This window comes from Fibrobacter sp. UWR2 (genome assembly GCF_002210285.1).
GTDB lineage: Bacteria > Fibrobacterota > Fibrobacteria > Fibrobacterales > Fibrobacteraceae > Fibrobacter.
Window position 1 is genome coordinate 86439 of sequence record NZ_MWQE01000006.1, and the last position, 22947, is coordinate 109385.

General features: G+C 54.5%; 17 protein-coding genes. 13 read left to right on the top strand and 4 right to left on the bottom strand.

The window, feature by feature from the left end; translation table 11 throughout:
- Positions 1 to 20: 20 nt before the first annotated feature.
- The 4 genes from B7994_RS09455 to B7994_RS09470 are packed head-to-tail and all read left to right on the top strand — an operon-like array spanning position 21 to position 6297.
- Positions 21 to 2273 carry a hypothetical protein gene (locus B7994_RS09455; protein WP_088638214.1) on the top strand — a complete coding sequence of 751 codons (2253 nt, stop codon included), beginning with the start codon at positions 21 to 23 and terminating at the stop codon, positions 2271 to 2273.
- 15 nt (positions 2274 to 2288) lie between these two features.
- Positions 2289 to 4439 carry a hypothetical protein gene (locus tag B7994_RS09460; protein WP_088638215.1) on the top strand — a complete coding sequence of 717 codons (2151 nt, stop codon included), beginning with the start codon at positions 2289 to 2291 and terminating at the stop codon, positions 4437 to 4439.
- A gap of 11 nt (positions 4440 to 4450) precedes the next feature.
- On the top strand, positions 4451 to 5227 hold the full coding sequence (locus tag B7994_RS09465; protein ID WP_144063828.1) for a hypothetical protein: 777 nt from the start codon (positions 4451 to 4453) through the stop codon (positions 5225 to 5227).
- 14 nt (positions 5228 to 5241) lie between these two features.
- Complete coding sequence (locus B7994_RS09470) at positions 5242 to 6297, top strand: glycoside hydrolase family 18 protein (RefSeq protein WP_088638217.1); 1056 nt, start codon at positions 5242 to 5244, stop codon at positions 6295 to 6297.
- Positions 6298 to 6490: 193 nt separating this feature from the next.
- Here the strand turns inward: B7994_RS09470 and B7994_RS14470 are convergent, their stop codons facing one another.
- Positions 6491 to 6667 (bottom strand): GIY-YIG nuclease family protein, encoded by a 177-nt coding sequence (locus B7994_RS14470; protein ID WP_144063829.1) that lies wholly within the window; start codon positions 6665 to 6667, stop codon positions 6491 to 6493.
- A gap of 104 nt (positions 6668 to 6771) precedes the next feature.
- On the bottom strand, positions 6772 to 8961 hold the full coding sequence (locus B7994_RS09475) for a cellulase family glycosylhydrolase (protein WP_088638218.1): 2190 nt from the start codon (positions 8959 to 8961) through the stop codon (positions 6772 to 6774).
- A gap of 382 nt (positions 8962 to 9343) precedes the next feature.
- Here B7994_RS09475 and B7994_RS09480 point away from each other — a divergent pair, with 382 nt between their 5' ends.
- The 7 genes from B7994_RS09480 to B7994_RS09510 all read left to right on the top strand — a co-directional run bounded on the left by B7994_RS09480 (position 9344) and on the right by B7994_RS09510 (position 19844).
- Positions 9344 to 10267 carry a T9SS type A sorting domain-containing protein gene (locus tag B7994_RS09480; protein ID WP_158213125.1) on the top strand — a complete coding sequence of 308 codons (924 nt, stop codon included), beginning with the start codon at positions 9344 to 9346 and terminating at the stop codon, positions 10265 to 10267.
- A 153-nt stretch (positions 10268 to 10420) separates the two neighbouring features.
- The gene (locus B7994_RS09485; RefSeq protein WP_088638220.1) at positions 10421 to 11362 is read left to right on the top strand and encodes a T9SS type A sorting domain-containing protein; all 942 of its coding nucleotides are present in this window, start codon (positions 10421 to 10423) and stop codon (positions 11360 to 11362) included.
- Positions 11363 to 11499: 137 nt separating this feature from the next.
- Positions 11500 to 13761: a T9SS type A sorting domain-containing protein gene (locus B7994_RS09490; protein ID WP_158213126.1), complete on the top strand. Its 2262-nt coding sequence runs from the start codon at positions 11500 to 11502 to the stop codon at positions 13759 to 13761.
- 122 nt (positions 13762 to 13883) lie between these two features.
- A complete protein-coding gene (locus B7994_RS09495) occupies positions 13884 to 15278 on the top strand; it encodes a glycosyl hydrolase family 8 (protein WP_158213127.1) in 1395 nt (464 codons plus the stop codon).
- Between the two features lie 67 nt (positions 15279 to 15345).
- Positions 15346 to 16233, top strand: coding sequence for a BatD family protein (locus B7994_RS09500; RefSeq protein ID WP_088638223.1), 888 nt, complete (start codon positions 15346 to 15348; stop codon positions 16231 to 16233).
- Positions 16234 to 16267: 34 nt separating this feature from the next.
- Positions 16268 to 19408 carry a cellulase family glycosylhydrolase gene (locus B7994_RS09505; RefSeq protein WP_088638224.1) on the top strand — a complete coding sequence of 1047 codons (3141 nt, stop codon included), beginning with the start codon at positions 16268 to 16270 and terminating at the stop codon, positions 19406 to 19408.
- Between the two features lie 4 nt (positions 19409 to 19412).
- The gene (locus B7994_RS09510; RefSeq protein ID WP_088638225.1) at positions 19413 to 19844 is read left to right on the top strand and encodes a GNAT family N-acetyltransferase; all 432 of its coding nucleotides are present in this window, start codon (positions 19413 to 19415) and stop codon (positions 19842 to 19844) included.
- Between the two features lie 2 nt (positions 19845 to 19846).
- Here the strand turns inward: B7994_RS09510 and B7994_RS09515 are convergent, their stop codons facing one another.
- The gene (locus B7994_RS09515; protein ID WP_088638226.1) at positions 19847 to 21217 is read right to left on the bottom strand and encodes an anaerobic C4-dicarboxylate transporter; all 1371 of its coding nucleotides are present in this window, start codon (positions 21215 to 21217) and stop codon (positions 19847 to 19849) included.
- Positions 21218 to 21281: 64 nt separating this feature from the next.
- Positions 21282 to 21614 carry a multidrug efflux SMR transporter gene (locus B7994_RS09520; RefSeq protein ID WP_088638227.1) on the bottom strand — a complete coding sequence of 111 codons (333 nt, stop codon included), beginning with the start codon at positions 21612 to 21614 and terminating at the stop codon, positions 21282 to 21284.
- A gap of 59 nt (positions 21615 to 21673) precedes the next feature.
- Between B7994_RS09520 and B7994_RS09525 the strand changes: the two genes are divergently transcribed.
- Together B7994_RS09525 and B7994_RS09530 are read left to right on the top strand one after the other, a co-directional pair.
- On the top strand, positions 21674 to 22012 hold the full coding sequence (locus B7994_RS09525) for a TfoX/Sxy family protein (RefSeq protein ID WP_088638228.1): 339 nt from the start codon (positions 21674 to 21676) through the stop codon (positions 22010 to 22012).
- A 182-nt stretch (positions 22013 to 22194) separates the two neighbouring features.
- Positions 22195 to 22920, top strand: coding sequence for a hypothetical protein (locus B7994_RS09530; protein WP_144063830.1), 726 nt, complete (start codon positions 22195 to 22197; stop codon positions 22918 to 22920).
- Positions 22921 to 22947 lie beyond the last annotated feature (27 nt).

A 22947-nucleotide genomic window follows, 5' to 3' on the forward strand; every position in this document is an offset into this window, starting at 1 on the left:
TTAACAAAAGTGCTTCAAAAATGATGACTAGAACTTTGAGTGTCCTTGCGCTTACCGCAGGTGTCGCTGCCGCTTCCGTGGCCGACAACAAGGACCTGATTGAAAGCAAGGTCGATTCCGCCAACGCTCACCGCGGCCTCGAGGTCACGGGTGCCATCCGCGGCGTTGCCCAGGCATCTTATTACGGCAACTCATCGTATTTCGGAACCGACGGCGATGCCTACGCCTCCCAGACGATGCCCGATGTCGAAAGGGACGAGTTCGTCAACGCGGACTTCAACTTCGGCTTCCGCCCCTGGGAAAGCGTCCGTGCGAACGCGATGCTGCGCCTCTACGCCGGCATGCAGGACTACTTCGCCTCGGCCGCCAAGATTATTGAGGTCCCCTGGATCAATGTCGAAGGCCAGATCGGCAACAACTTCCACTGGATCGTGGGTGATTTCCGCCAGCAGTACTCTCCGCTGACGTTGTTCGCCCCGGATGTCGACATCATGTACGAACCGCAGGTGTTCGCCCGCAAGCGCCACATGGCCGAAAAGCAGCAGCTCCTCGAGGGCAACCAGAGGAACCTGCAGGGTGCGAACCTCCAGTTCCGTATGGACCTGAACGACATCTTTGGCCAGGTCCGTGCCGAAGGTATCTTCGCCCGAGTGAACCGCGCCCAGGCTCTTGACCTTTCCGGTGCCGAAGGCAACATCCTTCCGAACGAAACCATTCCGGGTGCGACTCAGGCTGCCAACATGGACAAGTTCCTCATTGCCGGTAACCTGGAACTCCTCCCGCTCAGGAAGAACGCCTACCTCGCCGGTACGATGATGTACATCTTCGACAACGAGGATTCGCGAGCCTACACCTACCGCCACTACAATGCGGACGGTGAACTGAGCCTCAACACGAAGGATCCCTACCAGATATCCGCCATCAATCCGTACGAACTCGACCCCCAGAAGACCCTCGTCCTCGCTGGCCGCGTGGGTGGCGATGTCGCAGGCATGATGAATAACAGGGGGCTCATCCTTGACGCTACGGCGGAACTCGCCATGTCGATGGACGATGTCATCAACCGTGATTACGTCGTCACGACGGCTGACGACCCGCTCGCATTCACGCTCGACGGAATGACCTTCTATAAGAGTGTCGAAAATACGGAAACCAACAACGGCCTTGCGGTCAATGCGACCCTCAATGCCGGATACAAGACCGATTCCTGGAGCGTCAAGCTCGTCGGCGACATTATCTTCAACGATAGCGCATGGTTCAACAACCTTGCTCAGTCGCCCAAGTTCTTTGCCCAGCGCATCCTGAATTCTGACTACGACGGCGAGACTGTCAAACACAGCGTAAAGTCTCCGCTTTACTCGACCTTCGACGCTCTCTACAATTTCGCCCCGAAGTTCTCTCCGGCTCCCATTACCATGAGAACGGATGACAACGGCTTCAAGCAGCAGCCGTCCAGCTACAACATTGCCCCGTACAACAAGAACTCCTGGACTGGCAACGTCTACTCCAAGGCTCAGATTGCCCTCCTCAATGCGATGGCCGATCCGAACATCCAGATGGTCCTCCCGAACGGCATGGCTTCTGCGAACCGCGAAGGTGGCCGCGCGAACCTCATCGGCAACGTGGGTGAATGGTTCGAGGCTCAGGCCCTGTTCGGCATCTACACGCAGGTCGCCCCGCTCTACGGGTTCACCGATATCTCCTACACGGAATATGGTGCTGGCCTCAAGGCCGACATCTTCAAGGTGCTCGGGTTCTCCAAGCCTCTCGAGATTTCCGGTTCTTACAAGCATTCCGAACGTACCATGGAATTCGACCCGACGCTCCCCTTCATGGGTACCCCGGTCGACGGCAAGGCCGAGTTCAAGACGGACTTCATCAATGCCGGCCTCTACGTGCAGTACCTGCCGCGCCTTGGTGTGACTGCCGGCTTCCAGATGATCAACATGGAAATGAACGACCTCCAGCAGAAGCAGAGCGTTGCCGAATACGCCGGCATCGCAGCGACGGTCCCGATGGTCAAGGGTAAGCAGATGCAGTGGATGGTCGGCCTCGACTACACGCTCGACAAGAGCGCCTGGCTCTCCCTGAACCTCGGCATGGTGACGGTTGAAAATACCTACAACACCGATCCGGCGCTCTATGCTGCCGATGGTGCGGTGAACTTGCCTGCCCATGCAGAGGATGTGAAGGTCGGTGGCGTCTGGCCAACGGAATTCACGAACAAGTTTACACAACTTATTGTTGAAGCCTCCATTAACGTGGAATTTTAATGGGAGGGATGAAAGATGATGAATAACAAGAAGACCACGCTCATTTTTGCGACCGCTCTTATGTTCTCTGCAACGGCGGCCTTCGCTGAAGCCGATTCCTCGGTTGTCACGAAGCAGACCTCGTTCCTGCAGAAACTTGATTCCTTGAACAAGTCCATCCTGGGCCTCCGTTTGGGCGGAACCGCCAAGGCCGGCGCCCTCACCTCCATGGCGACTTCCGACCAGTTCCTTGACAATTCCGCCACTCAGGAAAACCAGGCCTTTACCGACGTGAACCTCAAGTTCCTCGCCCAGCCCTCTTCCGAGACCCGCCTCGACGTGCAGGTCCGCCTCCACAAGGATTGGCAGAGCGGCGTCGACGAGAACAACAACCCGGTTATCGGTCACTGGTTCAGCTACGATGGCAAGATCCTGAACAACCATGTCGATTTCAACTTGGGATACATGCGTGTCGGTTACACCCCGCTCACCATCAATACCCCGCAGGTTGAAATCCTCCAGGAGCCCGAGATCTTCGCTCAGAACCGAGTCGAGGCTCTGTCCTACCGCAATCTCGACACGACGTCCCGCCGACTCATGCAGGGCCTGAATGCCGAGTTCCATAGTGGTAACGTGGGCGCCCTCGACGATATCTATGCACAGGCGACTGGTGCGCGTCTGCGCAACACCGCGAAGAAGAACGACCAGGTGTTCTTCGACTTCGACTGGGCCGACCGCTATGCCTACGGTCTCCGTACCGGTCTTAGCGCCTTCGGTGCCAATCTCGGTGCGAACTTTGTCGGTGCGCTTGACCGCCGCCTCACCACTCGCTCCCGTGACCTCGGTCTGAAGGATACCATCTTCTACGACAACAACAGCGTCCTCTCTGTTGAACTGGGATTCAACTCGAAGAAGCTCCTCCCGCATCTGCCGGTTAACTTCGGCCTCAATGGGGAATATGCGATGTCCTGGTGGGAAGTCGATGCCGAATACATGGACACTGACCCCTCCTTCGATACGCAGATCAAGGAAGCCCCCGTTCCCGATGGCGATGTCATGACGAGCATTGTGTACGTGTCTTCGACCGTGAATGCCAAGGACGCCGAAAGGACTACGGTTGACCTGATGGACGACAAGGGCACGGCCCTGAACGTGCGCCCCTTCGTGGAAGGTTCTGTTGCCGGCGTTAACTTCAAGGTGGACGGCATGTACCTCATGAACGATAAGGAGTTCTGGTCCGACCTCGCTTCTTCGCCGAACTACATGAACAATGGGATTATCTTCAACGCGAACGCCCTCTATGGCGATGCCGACCAGGAAGTGGCAAAGAACTTTGCCTCGGGTAACCTCGAGAACCTCTACTTCATGGTCTACAACACCGACCTCCTGACGGCCGCGACGCTCATGTCTTCCGGTACCAAGACGGTTCTTTCGGGTTCTTCCGAAGCCGTGGAACTCTACTACCGCCTGTACAACAACTACAAGCTCGCTCACTTCTACCGCAACGCTTACGATGCCAACACGATGAAGAAGCTCGAGGCCGCCCAGGCGCTCCTCCTGATGGACCCGTCCGTGAACCTCGCCATGCCTTACGGCCTCGCGACGCCTGACCGCAAGGGATTCGCCGCATCGATCGATGCAGATTGGAACGATGCCGTTGAAGTCAATGTCCGCTTCTCCCAGTACACTGCCGAAGCTTCCGACAACAAGTACACGACAATCGGTGCCGGCCTCGGCGTCGACGTCGGCCGCCTTGTTCCGTCGCTTGACCGCAAGATCAAGGTTTCCGGCTCCTTCGAGAAGGCTACCGAGGATTCCTACCTGCAGCGCTCTTCGCAGCGAATCGTAGGTGGCTTCTCTGCCGATATCTGGGGCCCGATTGCTTTGGAATTCGGTGCCCAGATGCTTAACAAGAAGTTCGAGGGCAACGTGTTCGGTATCGCGGGTCTCCCTGTCGGGATGTCCTTCATCCAGAAGGTTGACGAAATGCTCATCCTTGCTGGTCCGCGCGTCCGCATCGCTCCGGAATCCTACATCACTGTCCGCTACGGCATGCTGAAGAACACCGTGGGCTACAAGACCCCGAACGCTGCCGCAGCCCTGGATGCTACCTTACCCCCGTACGTGGATAAAGAACTCTCTGTCGACAAGAACATTATCTCCGCCGATGTGACGGTTAATTTCTAGTGAGGTCGAAAATGAAGAATATAAAGATTTCTCTTCTTGCTGCCGGCGCTACCATCGCGCTCCTGGCTTGCTCCTCCTTGGAAGTCAGCAATCCGGAATCCGAGAACTACCCGGAAGGCTGGTCTACTGCTGAATACATAAGCATTAACCCCGACCTCCGTGCACTCCAGATTGCGGACCAGGTCAACATCATGAACACCCTTTCCGGTGCGGCGTCTGACGAAGCCGACTTTACGGCCGATACCGTGCTGATGACGAAGATTGCGCTTGAGTATGCAGCCTTCACCGAGAAGAATCTCGACTTTAGCGACAAGTCGAAGATGAAGTACCTCAAGCAGTTCAATATCAATGGCGTGAGCAACGAGCCTGCCGTGTTCGACACGCTCACCCTCGACTCGTCCGTGTTCGCAAGGCAGTTCCTGGTATATGGCAAGGTCGAAGGCCGTCCGTACCGCAAGTGCAAGGACAGCGAGAGCAACCTCGTTAAGAAGGGCTCCTGCCAGTCCGACGAGGCTAATGCGAATATCGGCTATATGGCGCACCTCTACTGCTCCAATGCCGGTGTCACGTACTGCATCGACTGCGCCGTTACGGATGAATGCCCCGAAGTCATTATCGACGAGCCGGAAAGCTCTAGCTCCGAGGCCGCTCCGGAATCTTCCGAGACGGCGGGTGAAGGCGATTCTAGCTCCAGCGAGGGCGCCGAACCCGAATCTAGCGAAGCTACTGCCGACAGCTCGAGCAGCGAAGCGGCTGGCGATGAAAGTTCAAGTTCTGTTGCTGAATAAAAGGTGGGATTACTATGAAACTCAAACTTTTTGTAACGACTCTTGCGGTTGCCTGCGTGGCGATGTCCCAGGCTGCAGCCGACAAGGTGATTGGCTATTTCCCCTACTGGAGCCAGTATTCCCAGTTCTACCCGAAGGATATCCGCTATAACACGGTTACCCACATTCACTATTCTTCGCTCATGCCTGCCGAAGACGGCTCGCTCGCTTTCCCCGACGAAAACGACGCTCCTAACTACGACTCGCTCGCGGCCATGTGCGCTGCTAACAACGTGCAGCTCGTGGTCTCCGTGGGTGGCATGGAAGCCGAAGGCAACCTGAAGGCTATCGCCGGTTCCGACGAAACGCTTGCTGCCTTTGTCAACAACCTCAAGACTTGGGTTGGCGAACACAATGCCAAGGGCATTGAACTCGACTGGCAGAACATGGCGGCTGAAGATGCCGAAGGCTATGCCAAGATGGTGAATGCCCTTACGGATGCCTTCTCTGGCTCCATTGTGGCTTCTACCATGTACCCCTTCGTCGCGATGGAACCGTACACCGCCGAAGTGATGAACAAGCTCTCCTACATCAACGTGTTTATCCCTGACCAGATGAACGAAGACAACTCTACGCTCGTTCCGAACCAGGGCGGCAAGATTATTGCCGAAACGCTCGATAAGGCTGCAGGCGCAGGCATCCAGAAGGATCTCCTGGTGCCGGTGGTCTACTTCTACGGCAAGTCCTTCCTCGGTGCGACCGGCTTCGGCTCTTCTCACCAAGGTGTGGGCAGCGGTAACGAAGGTTACCTCCCGTACAAGGAACTCATGAGCAAGTTCGATACTCCGGACTACAAGGTGACCTTCGATTCCGAATCGCAGTCTGAACTTGCTGTGAGCAAGGAAGAGGCGATTGTGTTCATGGGCATTCCTTCCGTGAAGGCTGTGGCCGAGAACGTGAAGAACAACGGCTTTGCCGGTGTGGCGGTCTACGACGTGTCGCAGGACCATCACGAACCCATTGTCTCCGTGCTCGTGACCATCGGTTTGGAACTCCGCCCCGGTGTGAACTACAAGACCGCGAAGAAGTAATCCTTACGTAGGTGATGAATTTAGGAAGGCGCCCAATGGGCGCCTTCTTTTTACGTCATGGCGGGCTTGACCCGCCATCTCCTTGCATAATTATGTAAGTGAGACCACGGTAACGTCATGGCGGACCTGATCGCAATAGCCACTTGCAGTTCTACTGCTTAGTGGCTATGATCCTCGGCAACGGGGACGCCATCTATAAAGAAGAAATCGGAAGGTTGCCTATGGGGTTGCCTTCCTCGAGTTTCTTGAACAAATCGGCGGTTACGCCAATGTACATTACTTTGCCGTTATTGTTTGTTAAGATGTATGTGTAGCTTTTGTTCTGCATAGAAGTTGTTCCTGCAGTAAATCTAACATAATGGTTTGTCATATTATGACATCAGGGAGATGGCGGCTCGTGGGCCGCCATGACGTAAACGAAAAAAATCCCCGGACGATTGTCCGGGGATTGGAATTTCTAACAGCTAGCCAGGATTACTTGACCTTGATGCTTACGCTCTGGATCTTGCTTCCCTGCTTCACGCGGACAATGTACTTGCCTGCGCTGAGTTCCGACATCGGGATCCAGTTGCTGCCTGCGCCGAGTTCCGATTGCATGCTCTTCGCAATCTGGCCGAGGGTCGTAATCACCTGGATGGAAGCCTTGCCGCTCTGGCTGGTGGTCAGGAGCAGCCCGCCGTTCACGAACTTGGCGCTGAATACGTTCTGCGGCTTCTGGAGCATGATCGGCGTGCCGTTGCCGCTACCGATGGTGATAATAATCGTGGAGTCGATGCCTGCCCATTCATCCGTTTCCTGGGTCGTAGCCCTGATGGTCACGGTGGCGTCCACATCGCCGGCGCAGAGGAATCCGTTGAAGTTGATGGCGTATGGAGAGACCTCGGCACCGTCAAAGGTGTAGGTGATCGGGGACTTCGCCATAGGAGTCTGTTCGATGAACACGTTCTCGGTGCTAGAACCCTTCTCGACGGTCATCGACCTGAAGTTCTTGCCCAGTTCGTCCATCATCTTGCCGTATTCGACGGTGATGGTGTCGCTCATGGCGATGTAGCCGGTCGTTGCCGGTGCGGTCGCTACGATTTTTGCGGTGCCGATTGTACCGGTAAACTGGTACATGTAAACGGTAGCTCCATCAGCCTTGCCGAAGCATGCCGCGGAGTTAGAGCACTTGGCCTTCTTGATCTTGACGATTTCGGGGTTGAGCGATGTGACCGTGATGGTCGAACCCTGGTCCGTCTGACCAGTTGCAGATACGATAACTTCGTCCTTGGTGCCGTCCTTGTCCAGGTCTCTCATGCTCTTGCTCTTGGTGCAGGAGCCGCCGATGAAGCACTTGAAGTCTTCGAAGTCGCTGATAGTCTGTCTCGGTTCGGCGGTCACGGTGATGATGGACTGGGAACCGTCGTTGCCGGTCATGATGACAAAACCCGGGTTCTTGACGGCGCCTGCAGAGGTCACGACGGTTTCGTCGCTGGAGGTGTAGGTACAGCCGGACTTGAATGCGCTAGAGGCACTGCCTGCGGTTTCCTTGACGGTAGTCGGAGTGAAGGAGCAACTGCCGCTCTTAAGTGTCGCGGTGAATTGGCTTGTCCAGTCCGTGGCGTTCTTGGTGAGGTAGCTCTTTACAAAGTTGCCCGAAGCAGTGTAGCTTGCGCTAGCGAGCTCGGACTGCTTGGTGAGGGCCTTGTCGCCGGAGAACAAGGCGGAGCCTTCATCGGAAGCGTTTCCAATCTTGGTCACCTTTTGGCGGAGGCTCCAGTTGCAGTTGCTAATCTTGTTGCTTTCCATGAAGCTCGTCCATTCGGAGGACGGACCCGTTTGGGCATCGCTCTTACCGTCGGCGGTAGTGGTACCCCATTCGGTAATGAATACGGCGTTGCCGCTATTCTTTGCGCTAGTGATTTTAGAACCAAATTGACCGACCGTATGTGTTCCTGCATAGAAGTGGAATACGTAACCAACGTTTGTTCCGCTTACACCACCATATTGGTCGAGCTGAGACCAGCTAGGTGTGCCGACTAGTACCAGGTTTTGGGACTTTGCGCGAATTCCTGAAATAACGGCGTTAGCATAGTTCTTAATACTGCCCCAGTCCTGGCCTTGACGGGGTTCGTTAAACACTTCCCAGATGATGTTGGGGACGTTTGCATATTTTGCAGCCATTTCTGTAAAGAACGGCTTTGCGAGGTCTTGTTCGTAGTCGGCTCTATGACTGTGCCAGTCGATGATGATATAGATGTCGTTTTCAATGGCGGCTTCCACCATGATGTCGATCTTGCTCTTCTGCGTGTCAGGGTTACCCTTATAGGAGTAGCCTGCATCGAGCTTGTTGCTTGTACCGCCATCGCTGTCGTAATATTCGATACCCATGGCGTAGCGGAACACGTCGATCTTCAGGTTGTCGACGGCCCACTTAATCACTTCCTTGTTGTAGTACTGAATGCCGGTAGCATCGGACCAGAACATGCTCATGCCGCGGATCATTGCTTCCTTGCCGCTTTTCTGGCCCACGATCTTGCCGCCGTCAGTTCCTAGGGCGCCGTGGACCTGCACGGGACCTACGCGGAGGGGTTTGGCCGTGGATGCAGCCGCATTGGCCTCCATCGCGCCCAAGAGGAGCGCGCCTGCGGCCAGTGCCTTTATCGTATTGCTAATCCTAGTCATAAAAGACTCCTTTATATGCCAAAAAAAATAGATTATGTTCACCCATCCAGGCTGTAAAATATAGTTTCGTTGTTTACTTGTGTATCCGCGAAACTATTCCCGAATAAAAGATATTTATAGTTCGTAATCTTTCCTTGTAAAGATGTTTTTACAGTGATGCAGGTCGCACGGAATGGAAACCGGCGGTGGAGGTTCGGAACGGAATGTCCCTATTTTGGGGTGGAGTGGCCTGCTATTGAAAAAGTGTGACGAATCGAACTGTTTTTCGAAAAAAGTGTTTTTTTTACTTTTTGTTCTTGCTTATCGCGAAAAAAAAGATATATTTGCGTTAAACCATGTCCCCTCCGGGGGGCTTTCACAAATAAAAAAAGAGAGAGATACTATGAACAAGAAAATTACACTCGCTGCTCTTGCCGGCGCTGCCATGGCTTTTGCTCAGGGTCCCGTTGATCCGGAGTTCCTTTGGGACGGTGCTACTGACACCCAGGGCCAGGTGATTACCGGCTCTACCGAAACCAAGACTTCTGGTTACTGGTACGATTACAACGATAAGAACGACGGTGGTTCTTCTGCCTTCACGTTCCCCGCCGGAATCGAAGCCAACACCTACGGTAACTTCTACGGCCCGCTCGTTGAAGCCTACTACGGTATCAAGGCTACCATCACGATGGGCGAAGGCTACGACTATCCGTATGCCGGTATCGGCTTCAACATTTGGAGCGAAGACCAGGAAGGTGTTGACATTTCCGCATGGGGCGGCATCTGCTTGGCTTACGAATCCACCATCGGTTTCGGCATCGAACTCGGTGTTGAAGACGAAAAGAACGTGACTGGCTACGATAACTACAAGGCTACCGTTGCTAAGTCCCCGAGCGCAACTATGGCCAACTTCGCATGGGCCAAGTTCAGCCAGGGTGAATGGGGTAAGGTCGTCTCTATCGACGACGTCCTCGCCAAGACTGCTGCCATCAAGCTGAAGTTCGAAGGCACCGCTGGTACTTCCGGTAACTTCCGTATCTGCCAGATCGGTTCTCTCAACAAGTGCACCAAGTGCGAAGCTGAACCGATCGGTGCAATCAAGTCTGTCGCAGCTGCTAGCTCCGTCAAGGCTCAGCTCTCTGGCCGCGTCCTCTCCTTCCAGGGCATCTCTTCTGCCAAGGCCGAAGTGATCAACCTCCAGGGCCAGGTCGTGAAGTCCGCCACTGTTAGCACCTCCATGGACCTCTCCAGCCTCGACGCTGGCATCTACATGGTCCGCGTTGCTGGCAAGAACGTGAACCTCGCTCAGAAGATTGTCCTCAAGTAATCTGCTGACTGTAGAAATTCGACACCCTGACCTTCGGGTCGGGGTGTTTTTTTATGCGAAGGAACAAGGGATTCTGTATAAGGTATTGCATTTGTAAAACGATGAGTTTATATTCACGTTGAGGTGGTCCACGATTTAGGGAGGAATTCGATCATGAAAAAATGGAATGTGTTTGCAGCTGTCGTTTTTACGGCCGTGAGCATCTTTGCTCAGGGTCCCGTTGATTCGAAATTCCTTTGGGATGGCGATACTGACACCCTGGGCCAGGTGATCACCGGCTCAACCGAAACCAAGACTTCCGGTTACTGGTACGATTTCACCGATAAAGGTGATAGCGGTACCTCTGTTATTACATACCCTGCAGGAATCGAAGCCAACTCCTACGGTAACTTCTACGGCCCGCTCGTTGAAGCCTATGGTGGCATCAAGGCTTCCATTACGATGGGCGAAGGCTACGAATATCCGTATGCCGGTATCGGCTTCAACATCTGGAGCGAAGACCAGGAAGGTGTTGACATTTCCGAGTGGGGTGGCATCTGCTTGGCTTACGAATCCACCATCAGCTTCGGCATCGAACTCGCTGTTGAAAACGAAAAGACCGTGACTGGCTACGATAACTACAAGGCTACCGTTGTCAAGTACCCGAGTAGCCCTGCTATCAACTACCCATGGTCTAAGTTCAGCCAGGGTGGCTGGGGTACTGAAGTTCCTATCGATGACGTTCTTGCCAAGACTTATGCCATCAAGCTGAAGTTCGAAGGCACCGCCGGTACTTCTGGTAATTTCCTCATTTGCCAGATTGGTTCTCTTAACCAGTGTACTAGGTGTAGGCAAATATGTTGCCTTCCTCCTGATACTTCGATTAGCGTTCCGGTCCGGGCGGCCAGTTCCGTCAAGATGTCGCTTAATGGACGCATGCTCTCTTTTGAAGGGATTGCTCTTGCGAAGGCCGAAGTGGTTGACCTGCAGGGCCGCGTCGTAAAGTCCGCTACAATCAGCACTACCATGGATCTTGCTGGCCTCGATGCGGGAATTTACATATTGCGTGTTTCAAGTCACGGGTTTTTGCAGACAAAGAAAATTTTCCTCAAGTGATTTTCTAGTGGCAATTTTTTGACACCTTGATTTATGAATCAAGGTGTTTTTTTTGTATGTAAAATAAAATTTCTTTTTAGAACAAACGAATGTATATTAGAGTTAGGGTTAAACTTTTTTATCAGGGGAGGTTCATTATGAACAAACGAAGTACTCTCGGCATATTAGCCTGTGCAGCGACCGCTGCAATTGCCGCAGGGAATGTATCCAGTGGTCTTTATTGGAATGGCGCAATCGATACTGATGGTCGTGTCAATACGGGGTCAAATGACTTGACATCCGGTTATTGGTATAACTACAGCGATGACAATGATGGTGGTACATCTAGATTGGTTTTCCCGGCAGATGTCGAAGCGAATACCTATGGTAATTTCTTCGGGCCGCTTATCGAAGCCTATAGTGGCATCAAGGCGCACGTTTCGCTCGGTGACGGCTACGATTATCCGTACGCTGGTCTCGGCTTTAACATCTGGAGTGAAAACCAGGAAGGTGTAGATATCTCTTCTTGGGGTGGCATCGTAATCGGGTATGAATCTAGCCTTGGTTTTAACACCATAATCAGTGTTGAAGACGAAAAGAGCGTGACTGGCTACGATAATTACAGGGCGCGCGCACCCAAGGCTCCGAGCGGCAATCAACTGGTACTGCCGTGGTCGGAATTCAAGCAGCAAGGCTGGGGTACTCCGGCTGACCTGAATTATGTCCTTACTCGTGCTAACGCTATTAGACTGCAGTTCGAAGGCACTGCAGGTACGAGCGGTGACTTCCGTATAACCAGCATCAGGTCTATCGAGGGTACTCCCGGTACCCAGATTGTGCCGCCCGATACAGGGGTCGTTCCTCCTGTTATCCCGCCGGTCATTCCGCCTGTATCGCAGTTTGCTTCCGATACGCTCTACTGGGATGGATCCGTGGATATGGACGGCCGTGTCAATACGGGGTCGGATGATTTGACTGCCGGTTACTGGTACGAGTATACCGATGAAAATGATGCTGGCACATCCAAATTCATATACCCGTCGGATGTCGAAGAAAATGAATACGGTAATTTCTTTGGCCCGCTGGTTGAGGCTTATGGTGGCGTCAAGGCTCATGTTTCGCTCGGTGATGGTTACGACTATCCGTATGCCGGTGTCGGATTCAATATCTGGAGCGAAAACCAGGAAGGCGTAGATGTCACCTCTTGGGGCGGCATCGTACTAGAATACGAGTCTACGAGCTCCTTTACGCTGCAAATTGTGACCGACAACGAAAAGGATCTGGGGTACGACAATTTCAAGGTGTATGTTCCCAAGTCCACTACCGTTCGTGAAATTGAATTCCCCTGGTCGGCGTTCAAGCAGAGTGGTTGGGGTGAGGAATTCGATAGGGATTCTGCCCTTGCACGTATTGCCGCTGTCCGCATTCAGTTTGAAGGCACTGCCGGTATGCAGGCTGATTTCCGTATAACCAAGATCAGGTCGATTACGAGCGGCTCTGGCACGGTTGTTCCGCCCACTCCGATTGTAACGGAACTTGTATCCAACTCGATCTTCTGGGATGGTGCACAGGACGATATCGGCAGGGTCAGCACGGGTTCGGATGAACTGACTTCCGGTTACTGGTACCAGGAAACCGACGAAGACGTGCATGGTCGTTCCAAGTTCGTATGGCCGGCTAATGTCCATGAAGACGAGTACGGTAACTTCTTCGGCCCGCTCGTCAAGGCTTATAACGGTGTCAAGGGCCGTGTGAAGCTGAAAAATGGTGCTCGCCATCCGTATGCAAGCCTTGGCTTCAACATCTGGAGCGAAGAGCAGGAAGGCGTTGATGTCTCTGCCTGGGGCGGCCTCGTCATTGAATACGAATCCACTATCGACTTCTCTGTAGAACTCGTGACTGACGACAACAAGAAGGCTCCCTACTACGGTACCTACGTGGCGTCTGCACCCAAGTCCCGCCACCATGTCCGCCAGCTGGTGATTCCTTGGTCGAAGTTCAAGCGTTCTACGGGTTGGGGCCTCGCTGTTAACAAGACTTCTGCCCTTAAGCACATTGCAGCAATCAAGTTCAAGTTCGAAGGCCATGCCGGTACTGTCGGTGACTTCCGCATAACCAAGATCAGGTCGATCAACAACGGCTATGCAGTTGCCATTAACAAGCCTGAAGCGGTCGAAGTTGCTGCCGTGGAACCGGTGAGCCGTCCGGCGGCAGATGCGAAGGTGATCCTCTCCGATCGTACGCTCTCGTTCGAGGGAGTCACTTCCGGCAAGGCCCAGGTGGTCAACCTCCGCGGCCAGGTCGTGAAATCCTTCGACGTCGGCGCTTCGGCGGACCTCTCGAATCTCGATGCCGGTGCCTACATGGTCCGCGTTGTAGGTCAAGGGGTTTCGATGACAAAGAAGATTGTGCTGAAATAATCGGGTGATTTCGTTCACATAGAGGGCCCGGAGCGTGTGCTCCGGGCTTTTTTTTTGATTATTTCGTAGATAAATGCCGAATAGAAAGGTATATTATGGGAAAAATGACGAGGAATTCTCAGATGAAGAAAAATTGGCTTTTCCCGGCGCTCGCTATCGGCGCCGCCGTGATGCTTTCTGCTTGTGGCGATGATCCTTCTTCGCCGACTCCTGCTCCAGTTCCCCCGGCAAGTAGCGCCGTTGTTCCTGTGCCTACTTCGTCTGCCGGTGGCAGTGGCACCGTACAGACCCCTTATGGAACCCTGCCCACGACGGCGGATCCCAATGCCGCCTACACCTGGTACGGTGTCTGGAAGGGCATCTACTACAAGACTCTCCCGGAAGAGGCTGCGCTTTACCCCACGCTCGCGAACGACTGGAATGTCGTTTTCGGCAACTACATCGCTGCCGGCATGTACCCGGCCCGTATCGTTTGGGATACGCAGAACGATTCCTACTGCCTCATAGACGAGTGCACGAACGGCTACAAGAAGCGCGGATGTACCGTGTCTGAAGGCATCGGCTACGGCATGCTGCTTGCGTTCTTTATGGGCGATATGGACGCCCTCAATTCCCTCTGGTACTACAGCAAGGGCTATCGCGAATATCAGGCCGGCCCGAATCTGACTCCGTGGAAGGTGGGGACGTATTCCTATGAATCCCTCGTGATGCCGTCCAACGCTTCGTCGGCGACGGATGCCGACTTGGACATTGCGACGGCCTTGATTCTCGCCTATTACAAGACGGGTAACGAGGTGTACCTCTCCGATGCCCTCCTGATTGCGGGCTCCATCTGGCAATATGAAATCAGCCCGACGGGATTGATCTATTCCGGCAACATGGCGATGTGGAAAAAGGACGGGAGCGCGTACAACCCGAGCTATTTCTCACCGATTGCGCTTAGGCTGTTTGCCCTTGTGGACAAGTCTCACGACTGGATGGGCGTGCTCAACACGATGTACAACTACATGCTGGGCGTGCAGGCGAAGGGCCCTGGGCTTCTTCCGGACTGGAGCGATGCGAATGGCAACGCTGTTGACCCGAAGAACGGCAGTGCTCCCTTTACTTACTACAGGTTCTTCCATGAAGCCGTGCGCGTGCCGTGGCGTATTGCATGGGACTACTACTGGACGCAGGACCCGCGTGCTCTGCAATTGCTCAAGGGCATGAACGACTTCATTGTGGGCAAGACGAATGGCAATCCGGACAACCTCCCGACCACTGCGGGTGCGATGATCTACTCTGCGGTGACGGGCATGCCGGACAGTACGCTCAAGAGCGCGAACCTGCAGCCGCATTTCCATGGCGCATGGTGCCTCACGGGTATGGGTGTCAACCAGGCTTGGGTGAGTGCTTGTACCCAGGCGTTCAACCAGAAGACCATCAGCGGGTTCAGCTACTTCCCGCACATCCTCATGACGATGTTTGGCGAACTGCTGAACGGGTACTTCATCAAGCCCGAACTGCTCCCGCTGTAACGGTCGGCTTTCATAGGCATTTAACGCTCCGCAACCTTGCGGGGCGTTTTTTTGTAGATTTGCATGTATGGAAAATGATTCTTTGAATACGGAAACCGTGTTGAACGATTCTGCAAGCGCTGTGCCGGATGGTGCGGCGAACATGCCGGATAGTGCTGCGCCGGCGATGAACATGCCTACGCCCGAGCAGTTGGGCATTACGGTGAAGGCCGGGCCCGAGGGCGGCATGCCCACGGTTACGGTGGGCGATACGTTTGAATTTCCGGTTACGGTGAGCTGGAGCGTGCAGGGTAGCGCCCTCTTGGTGGTGCCCGCAGGCTCCGCGAACGCGAAGGGCCTTACGCAGGTGGCCATGTCGCAGGAGTCGGCGCGGTCCGTGAAGGACGGCGCCGAGGTGGCCTCGATTACCTTTACGTACAAGATCCTGGCGGCCGATACGGGCAATTTGCATATTCCTGCCATGCGGTTCGAGATTCCGACGCAAATGGGGCAACCGCTCGATTTGCGGAGCGAGAGCGTGGATGTGCGCGTGAACGAGCCCTTTAACCCGCTCCCGCTCGTGGTGGGCCTGGTGGTGGCTGTCTGCGTGCTCTGTGCGGGCCTGTGGCGTGCCAAAAGGCGTGCTGCGGCGAAGGCGGCTGTTGCCGCAAGGAATGCCGCACAAGATGCCCTGCGCGAAAAGATGATGGTCCTGAAGCAGCGCGTGAATACGGCCGATAGTCGCGAGTGGCTGCTGGAACTGGAAGGCGTCTGCAAGGAATTTGTCGCGGAAAAGTTCGGGATTTCCGCGGTCAACCTGGAAACTCTGGTAAAGGACGGCAAGCTCGAGGGCTGGGAAGGCCTCGTGGAGGAATTCGCGCATGCCCGCTATGGCGGCGGCAAGCGCGACGGCTTCGAGAACAGGGAAACTTGGAAAACCGCCGTGAAACTTATGGGAATCTCGGAAGAAGATTAGGTTTTGGCGTCTGTAGATTTCATATCTTTCAGATATGGCCTCTTCAAAATCCCTTGTTGCTTTTTTAGCCCTGTTCCTGGTGCTTTCGTCCTTTGCGTTTGCGGGGAACCCGGTCGCTCGCCCCTCGACGAGCGGCAAGTTGCATGTAGTGGGCACGGAACTCTACGACGAGAACGGTAAACTCGTGATGCTCCGCGGGCCGAGTACGCATGGCCTCACGTGGTACCCGCAGTATGTGAACAAGAAGCTTTTCCACCAGCTGAGTACGGAATGGAATACGAACTTGATAAGGCTTGCGATGTATTCCGACGACTACGTGAACGGCGACCGCGAAAAGAACCTGGAAATCTTGCGCAGGGGTGTGGAGTACGCGATTGCAAGCGACATGTACGTGATGGTGGACTGGCATATCCTTACGGACAACAACCCTAACGAGAATTTGGCCGAGGCGATTGCGTTTTTTAACCAGATGGCAAAGGAATATGCGGATATCCCGAACGTGATTTTTGAAATCTGCAACGAGCCCAACGGCGACTGTACCTGGGAAGACATCAAGGAATATTCGAACATCATCATTCCCGTTATCCGCAGGCACAAGCCCGATGCGTTAATCCTTATCGGCACGCCGAATTATGACCGTGAAATTCAGTTCCCGGCGAAGGACCCGGTGGAGTTTGAGAACGTGATGTACTCGTTCCATTTCTATGCGACCTCGCATAAGGAAGATTACCGCGCGAAGTTGCGAGAAGTCGTCGGGAGCGGCACTCCGATTTTTATTACCGAAAGCGGCCTCTGCGAAGCCTCGGGCGACGGCAAGATTGATTTCGAGAGCGTGAAAATCTGGTACGCGCTGCTCGATTCGCTCCACCTGAGTTATACCATTTGGAGCCTCTCGAACAAGGAGGAAGAATCCGCGATGGTGAAGGACGATTCGCCGGCGGAAGAATTCCTGACGGACGAAGACCTCACGCTTTCGGGCCAGTTCGCGAAGCATATCTTCCAGGGCAAGGACATTGCAGAAATCTCGCTTGTCTATACGCCTGCGACGGACTTCAAGATTATCGCCCGCAGCAGGCCGTACATTGCCTGGTGCATATTTGCGGCCCCGGTATTTGTTTTGCTGTTTATCATATTCGCGGTGCAGAAGATCAAGAAGCGGCTCAAGCAGAAGCATATCCGGACATACGACCAACTTCTCCAATACAGTAACAGGGAAGAGGCCGGAAGGTTCAATTCTAGGCCGGGCCAGGTCATTTTCGGCGACTTGCTTTTGTTCCTGAGTGCGTTCGCGACCCTGATATACCTCTGCTGGCGTGTGACCTGCTCCATCCCGTATGCTTACGGCTGGATTGCGGTGGCCGGGAGCATTGTTTTGCTGGTGGTCGAAATTTTCGGGTTTGTCGAATCGCTCATTCACAATAGTGCCATCCTCAAGTTGCGTGAACATCCGCTCCCGCATATCGAGGATGCGGACTTCCCGGACGTGGACGTGTTCGTATCGACCTACAACGAGCCAACGGAACTTTTGCGCAAGACTCTTGTCGGCTGCAAGCACATGGATTACCCGGACAAGTCGAAGGTGCATATCTACCTGTGCGATGACCATCGCCGGCCTGAGATGCGTGCGCTGGCCGAGGAACTTGGCGTGAACTATTTCGACAGGCCCGACAACGAGGGAGCGAAGGCGGGCAACCTGAATGCGGCGCTGGCCCGCAGCAGTTCGCCCTACGTGGTCACTTTCGATGCCGACATGATTCCGCAGCGCAAGTTCTTGCTCAAGACCATCCCGTATTTTGTGGATGCGGAACGCATCAATGCGACCCTGCCCGAAGAACGCCGCCGCCCGCTCGGTTTTATCCAGACTCCGCAGAGTTTCTACACGCCCGATGTGTTCCAGCATAACCTCTATGCCGAAAAGAACGTCCCCAATGAGCAGGATTATTTTTACGACGTAATCGAGGCCGCGAAGACCTCTACCAACAGCGTCATCTACGGCGGTTCCAATACGGTCATTTCGCGCAAGGCGCTCGAGGCGATTGGCGGTTTTTACACGAAATCCATTACCGAGGATTTTGCGACGGGTATGCTGATAGAATCGGCAGGCTTCGTGAGCCTCGGGCTTTCGGAACCGCTCGCTTCGGGCATCGCGCCTTCGTCTTTCCGCGAACACGTGCAGCAGCGCACCCGCTGGGGCCGCGGCGTGATTGCGACGGCGAAGCAGTTGAAGTTCCTGCGCAACCGCAAGCTGAACCTTTCGCAAAAGCTGAGCTACCTGAATTCGGTTGTCTACTGGTTCTCTCCGGTCAAGAATTTGGTCTATCTCGTTTCACCGCTGATGTTCGCTGTTTTCTGCATCCCGATTTTCAAGTGCACGCTGATTGACTTGGCTCTTTTCTGGCTGCCGATGCACTTGCTGCAGATGGTCGCCCTCAGGGTAAGCAGCCAGGGCAAAATATGTGCCCGCTGGAGCGGCATTTACGAGACCTCGGTCATGCCGTTCCTGCTCTTGCCCATTGTCAAGGAATCCCTGGGTATATCGCTCTCTACGTTCAAGGTGACCAGGAAGGACAAGCCCGGCGCAAAGAGGAGTATCGACAAACGGAGCCTTGTGCCGTTCATCATTCTGCTCTCGCTTACCCTTGCCGGCCTTGTCCGCATGACGTATATGCTCACCGTGCTGGAATATGTCGGCGTGCTCGCGGTGATGTTCTGGCTGTTGCGCAATGCGTACTACCTGACGATGTGCCTGTTCCTCGGGCTCGGCCGCGATACCGATGGCGAAAACGTCAAGGTGTTCGCCGCCGAAAATATAGCGCTCACGAAAAATGACGGGCAACGTTTCGAGGGAATTACGACCAAGTTAACGGAACATTCCGTCGACATCTTTACCGACGAGATGGATGTCCTCTATCTGGGTGAAGCCGCCCGGCTCGAGATAGTCAAGAAACATTACCGTTTGGAACTCAGGGGAACTGTAGTCTCTATCCGTCATTCGTGCAGCGAGAATGTCCCGAGCGTGTACACGTTCGAGATCCTGGACTTCGGCGAGAATAGGGACGAATACATCCAGATGCTCTACGACCGCACACCTACCTTGCCGCAGCGCTTGCGCCTGGGCGACGGCTATATCAGGAACTTCTGGAAGAATTTCAGTCAGCGCATCGCTGTGAAGTAGGTGTATGAAGATTGTCCGAGTAACGAGGGAAAGTGAACGCGCGGGAGCGTACTACGTGCGCATCCAGGCGATGATGCGCAAGCACCAGATTCCGCTTGATGCCGAAATCGATTCGCGTGACGGCGCGGACTGCCATTACGTTCTGGCGCTGGACGACATTTACCCGGTGGCCACCTGCCGCTGGTTTGAAGTTCGTGAGGGCGTTGCCGAAATCGGGCGCGTCGTGGTGCTGCCGGAATACCGCGGGCAGCACTTGGGCCGGGCCGTCGTCGCCGAGGCCGAAAAGTGGATGCGCGAGGCCGGCTTCAGGAAGGTCGAGATTTCGAGCCGCGTGAACGTCGCGGACTTCTACGAAAAAATGGGCTACCGCTTCAACGAAAACGGTAAAGCCCATCATGACACGTTCGAGTGCGTGTACATGGAAAAGGTTCTGTAAGCCTAGTAGAATACTTTTACGAGCAGTGTGCCCACGATTGTCGAGACGATGACGCTCACGAGGCCCGGTCGCATGAAGCTGTGGTTCAGCAGGTACTTGCCGATGACGGTAGTGCCCGAACGGTCGAAGTTCACGGTCGCGATGTCGGAGGGGTAGTTCGGGATAAAGAAGTACCCGTACACGCTCGGGAGTACGCCCAGGAGCACGGGGCCCGGGATGCCGAGGCTGTAGGCGAGCGGGAGCATGGCCACCACGACGGCGCCCTGCGAGTTGATAAGCACGCTCACTGCGAAGAAGGCGAACGCGATGGCCCACGGGTAGTGCTGCACGATATCCTTGAGGCCGCCCTGCATCACGTCGAGGTAGTTCGCGAAGTAGGTGTCGGCAAGCCACGCGATTCCGTAAATCGCGACGACGGCCACCATGCCGCTCTGCCACACGGCGCCTGCCACGGCCTTCTTGGGGTTCGCCTTGCAGAAGATAACCATGAACGCGGCAGCCGAAATCATCACAATCTGGATGATGATGTTCATGGCGAGCGGCTTTACCTGTGCCACGCCGTCGACGACCTTGCCGGTGGGGAATTGCGGGCGGATATCGTGTCCGATAATCTGGAACACGGAGAAGAGTACGATGACAGCGAGGGCGCCGAGGAAGATGAATACGGCGCGCTTGGCTTCCTTGGAGACTTCCTTGTCGAGCACGGAGGCGGTGCTGCCGTACATGTATTCCTTCATCTGCGGGTCCTTGAGACGGGCCTGGAAGGCGGGATCCTTGTCGAGGTCAAGCCCGCGCTTGTACGAGACGGCGGCCGCGGCCATGAGGCCGCAGAGGCAGGCGGGGATCGTAACCGCGATGACCTGCAGGTTGTTGATTTCGAAACCGTTCGCATTCGAGATGATGACAAACGAAGCAACTGCGGCGGCAATCGGCGAACAAGTGATGCCCACCTGCGAGGCGATAGAGGCTACACCGCACGGGCGTTCCGGACGGATGCCCTTCTTGAGCGAGATGTCGCAGATGATTGGCATTAGGGTGTAGACCACGTGGCCGGTACCCACGAGCACCGTGAGGAAGAACGTGCAGAGCGGGGCGAGGATCGTAATGTGGTTCGGGTGCTTGCGCAAGAGCCGCTCTGCAATCTGGATAAGCCAATCCATGCCGCCCGATGCCTGCAATATGCCGGCACAGGTTACCGCCGCGATGATGATGTAGATGACGTCGGTAGGGGGCTTGCCCGGCTGCAGGCCGAAGCCGAGCACGAGAATCGCAAGGCCGATTCCGGAAATGGCACCGAGGGCGAGACTCCCGTAGCGGGAACCCACGTAAAGCGCGAGAAGTACGACTAGGAGCTGGATAATCATCAGTGCCATGGGGGCCTCCATTTCGGTTTATCTTAATAAAGATTAATAAAAAAAATGGAGAGGTCCAATGAATCTAGTGGATATCCATCTTCGAAAACAGGTTCAGGACCGCCACACCGGAGATGATCAGGATAAGCCCTACGATGGCGCCCAGGTCGGGCGTCTGCTTGAAAAAGAAGATTCCGCTGATGGTTATAAGCGCGATGCCGAGTGCCGACCAGGTGGCATATGCGATGCCGATGGGGATGGTGCGCAGGCAAAGGCTCAGCAGGTACAGCGACGCCACGTAGCAGACGAGCGACGCGATGGACGGGACGAGTTTGGTGAACTGTTCCGACATCTTGAGGAGCGTGGTGCCGGCGGCTTCTGCGACAATGGCGAGGATAAGGAATACGTAGTTGAGCATAGGGAGAATATACAAATTAATTTTTTATATTACAATATAAAATACGTCAAGGGGTATAAATGCCGAGATCTGAAAAGTTCCGTGACCACGTTTTGGAGCAGTTCAATGGGAAACTGCTTGAAGGTGGTTTCCGCGTGACGACCCGCAAGATGATGGGCGAGTACATTCTGTATGCCGACGGGAAAGTCTTCGGCGGAATTTACGATGACCGCCTGCTGGTGAAGCCCGTGCCTGCGGCGCTTAAGCTGTTGCCGAACGCGAAAAAGCAGCTACCCTACGAAGGTGCAAAGCCCATGCTCCGCGTAACCAACGAACAGATTGCCGACAGCAAGTTCTTGGCGAAACTCCTGGACGCGATGCTTCCCGAACTCCCCGCCGCAAAAGCGAAGAAGAAATAAACGACGGGTTGTCATCTCCGGCTTGCGCAACGTCATGCCGCATTTGATGCGGCATCTCCTTGCAATAAATAATCCCGACGAACGCACGGAATTCGCAGATAACCAACGCTCGTTTTCAAGCGCAATAGTATATCTTCATGTATATGGAGATGTTGCATTAGAGTAAAATGTAGGGGTTAGGTATGTTCTCGCCGAAACACAATTTGCGGATGATTCTGGCATGCGTGTGCATGCTGGTTTTACCGGCGTGGGCGGAACCTTCGAAATCGCGCAGCGATGATGATAAGCCTTCCGTGCTGGAGGTGATTTGGGGTGTTGTCGATATGGCGACTTCGTGCAGAGACGACGATTATGATTGCAAAAAGCGCCAAGGTGAATATCACAAGCGCGAAAATGAGGAGAATGCGCGCCGTGCCAAGGAAAACCAGAAAAAATGGCGCGAGAAGAATCGAAAGTACAAGACGGGCTACTTGGGAATTGCACTGACCATGCCTTTCTTTGCTGAAGAAAAAGATGTGGCGGGCGGTGCGGATCTTGTTTGGGGCTTTGTTTCTCGGTTTGGAGAGCTTTTTATGTCGTTTGGTGGCGGCACTAATTTATCGATGGCATTTGTCGATGCAAACGCCTTTTACAGGCCGCCAATCGACATGAACGGTATTTGGAAAATTGCGCCCGAAGTCGGTATTGGCGTCACATCCTATGAGCCGTTTGAAAGCGAAGAGTATGTTGAACCGTTGTTCCACTACTCGCTGGGCGTCCGTTACGAGCATACCCTGCAAAGCCGCAAGAACATCATCGAGGACGAGGACGTGCTTATCAATGGCGTGAGCGTCGGGTGCGCCGTGTGGATGAACTATGCGGAATTCGCGGGCTTCAAGTGCGACGTCCGATTTGGACTGTATTTGTAGGGACCATTTTGTTGGCGTCAGCAATAT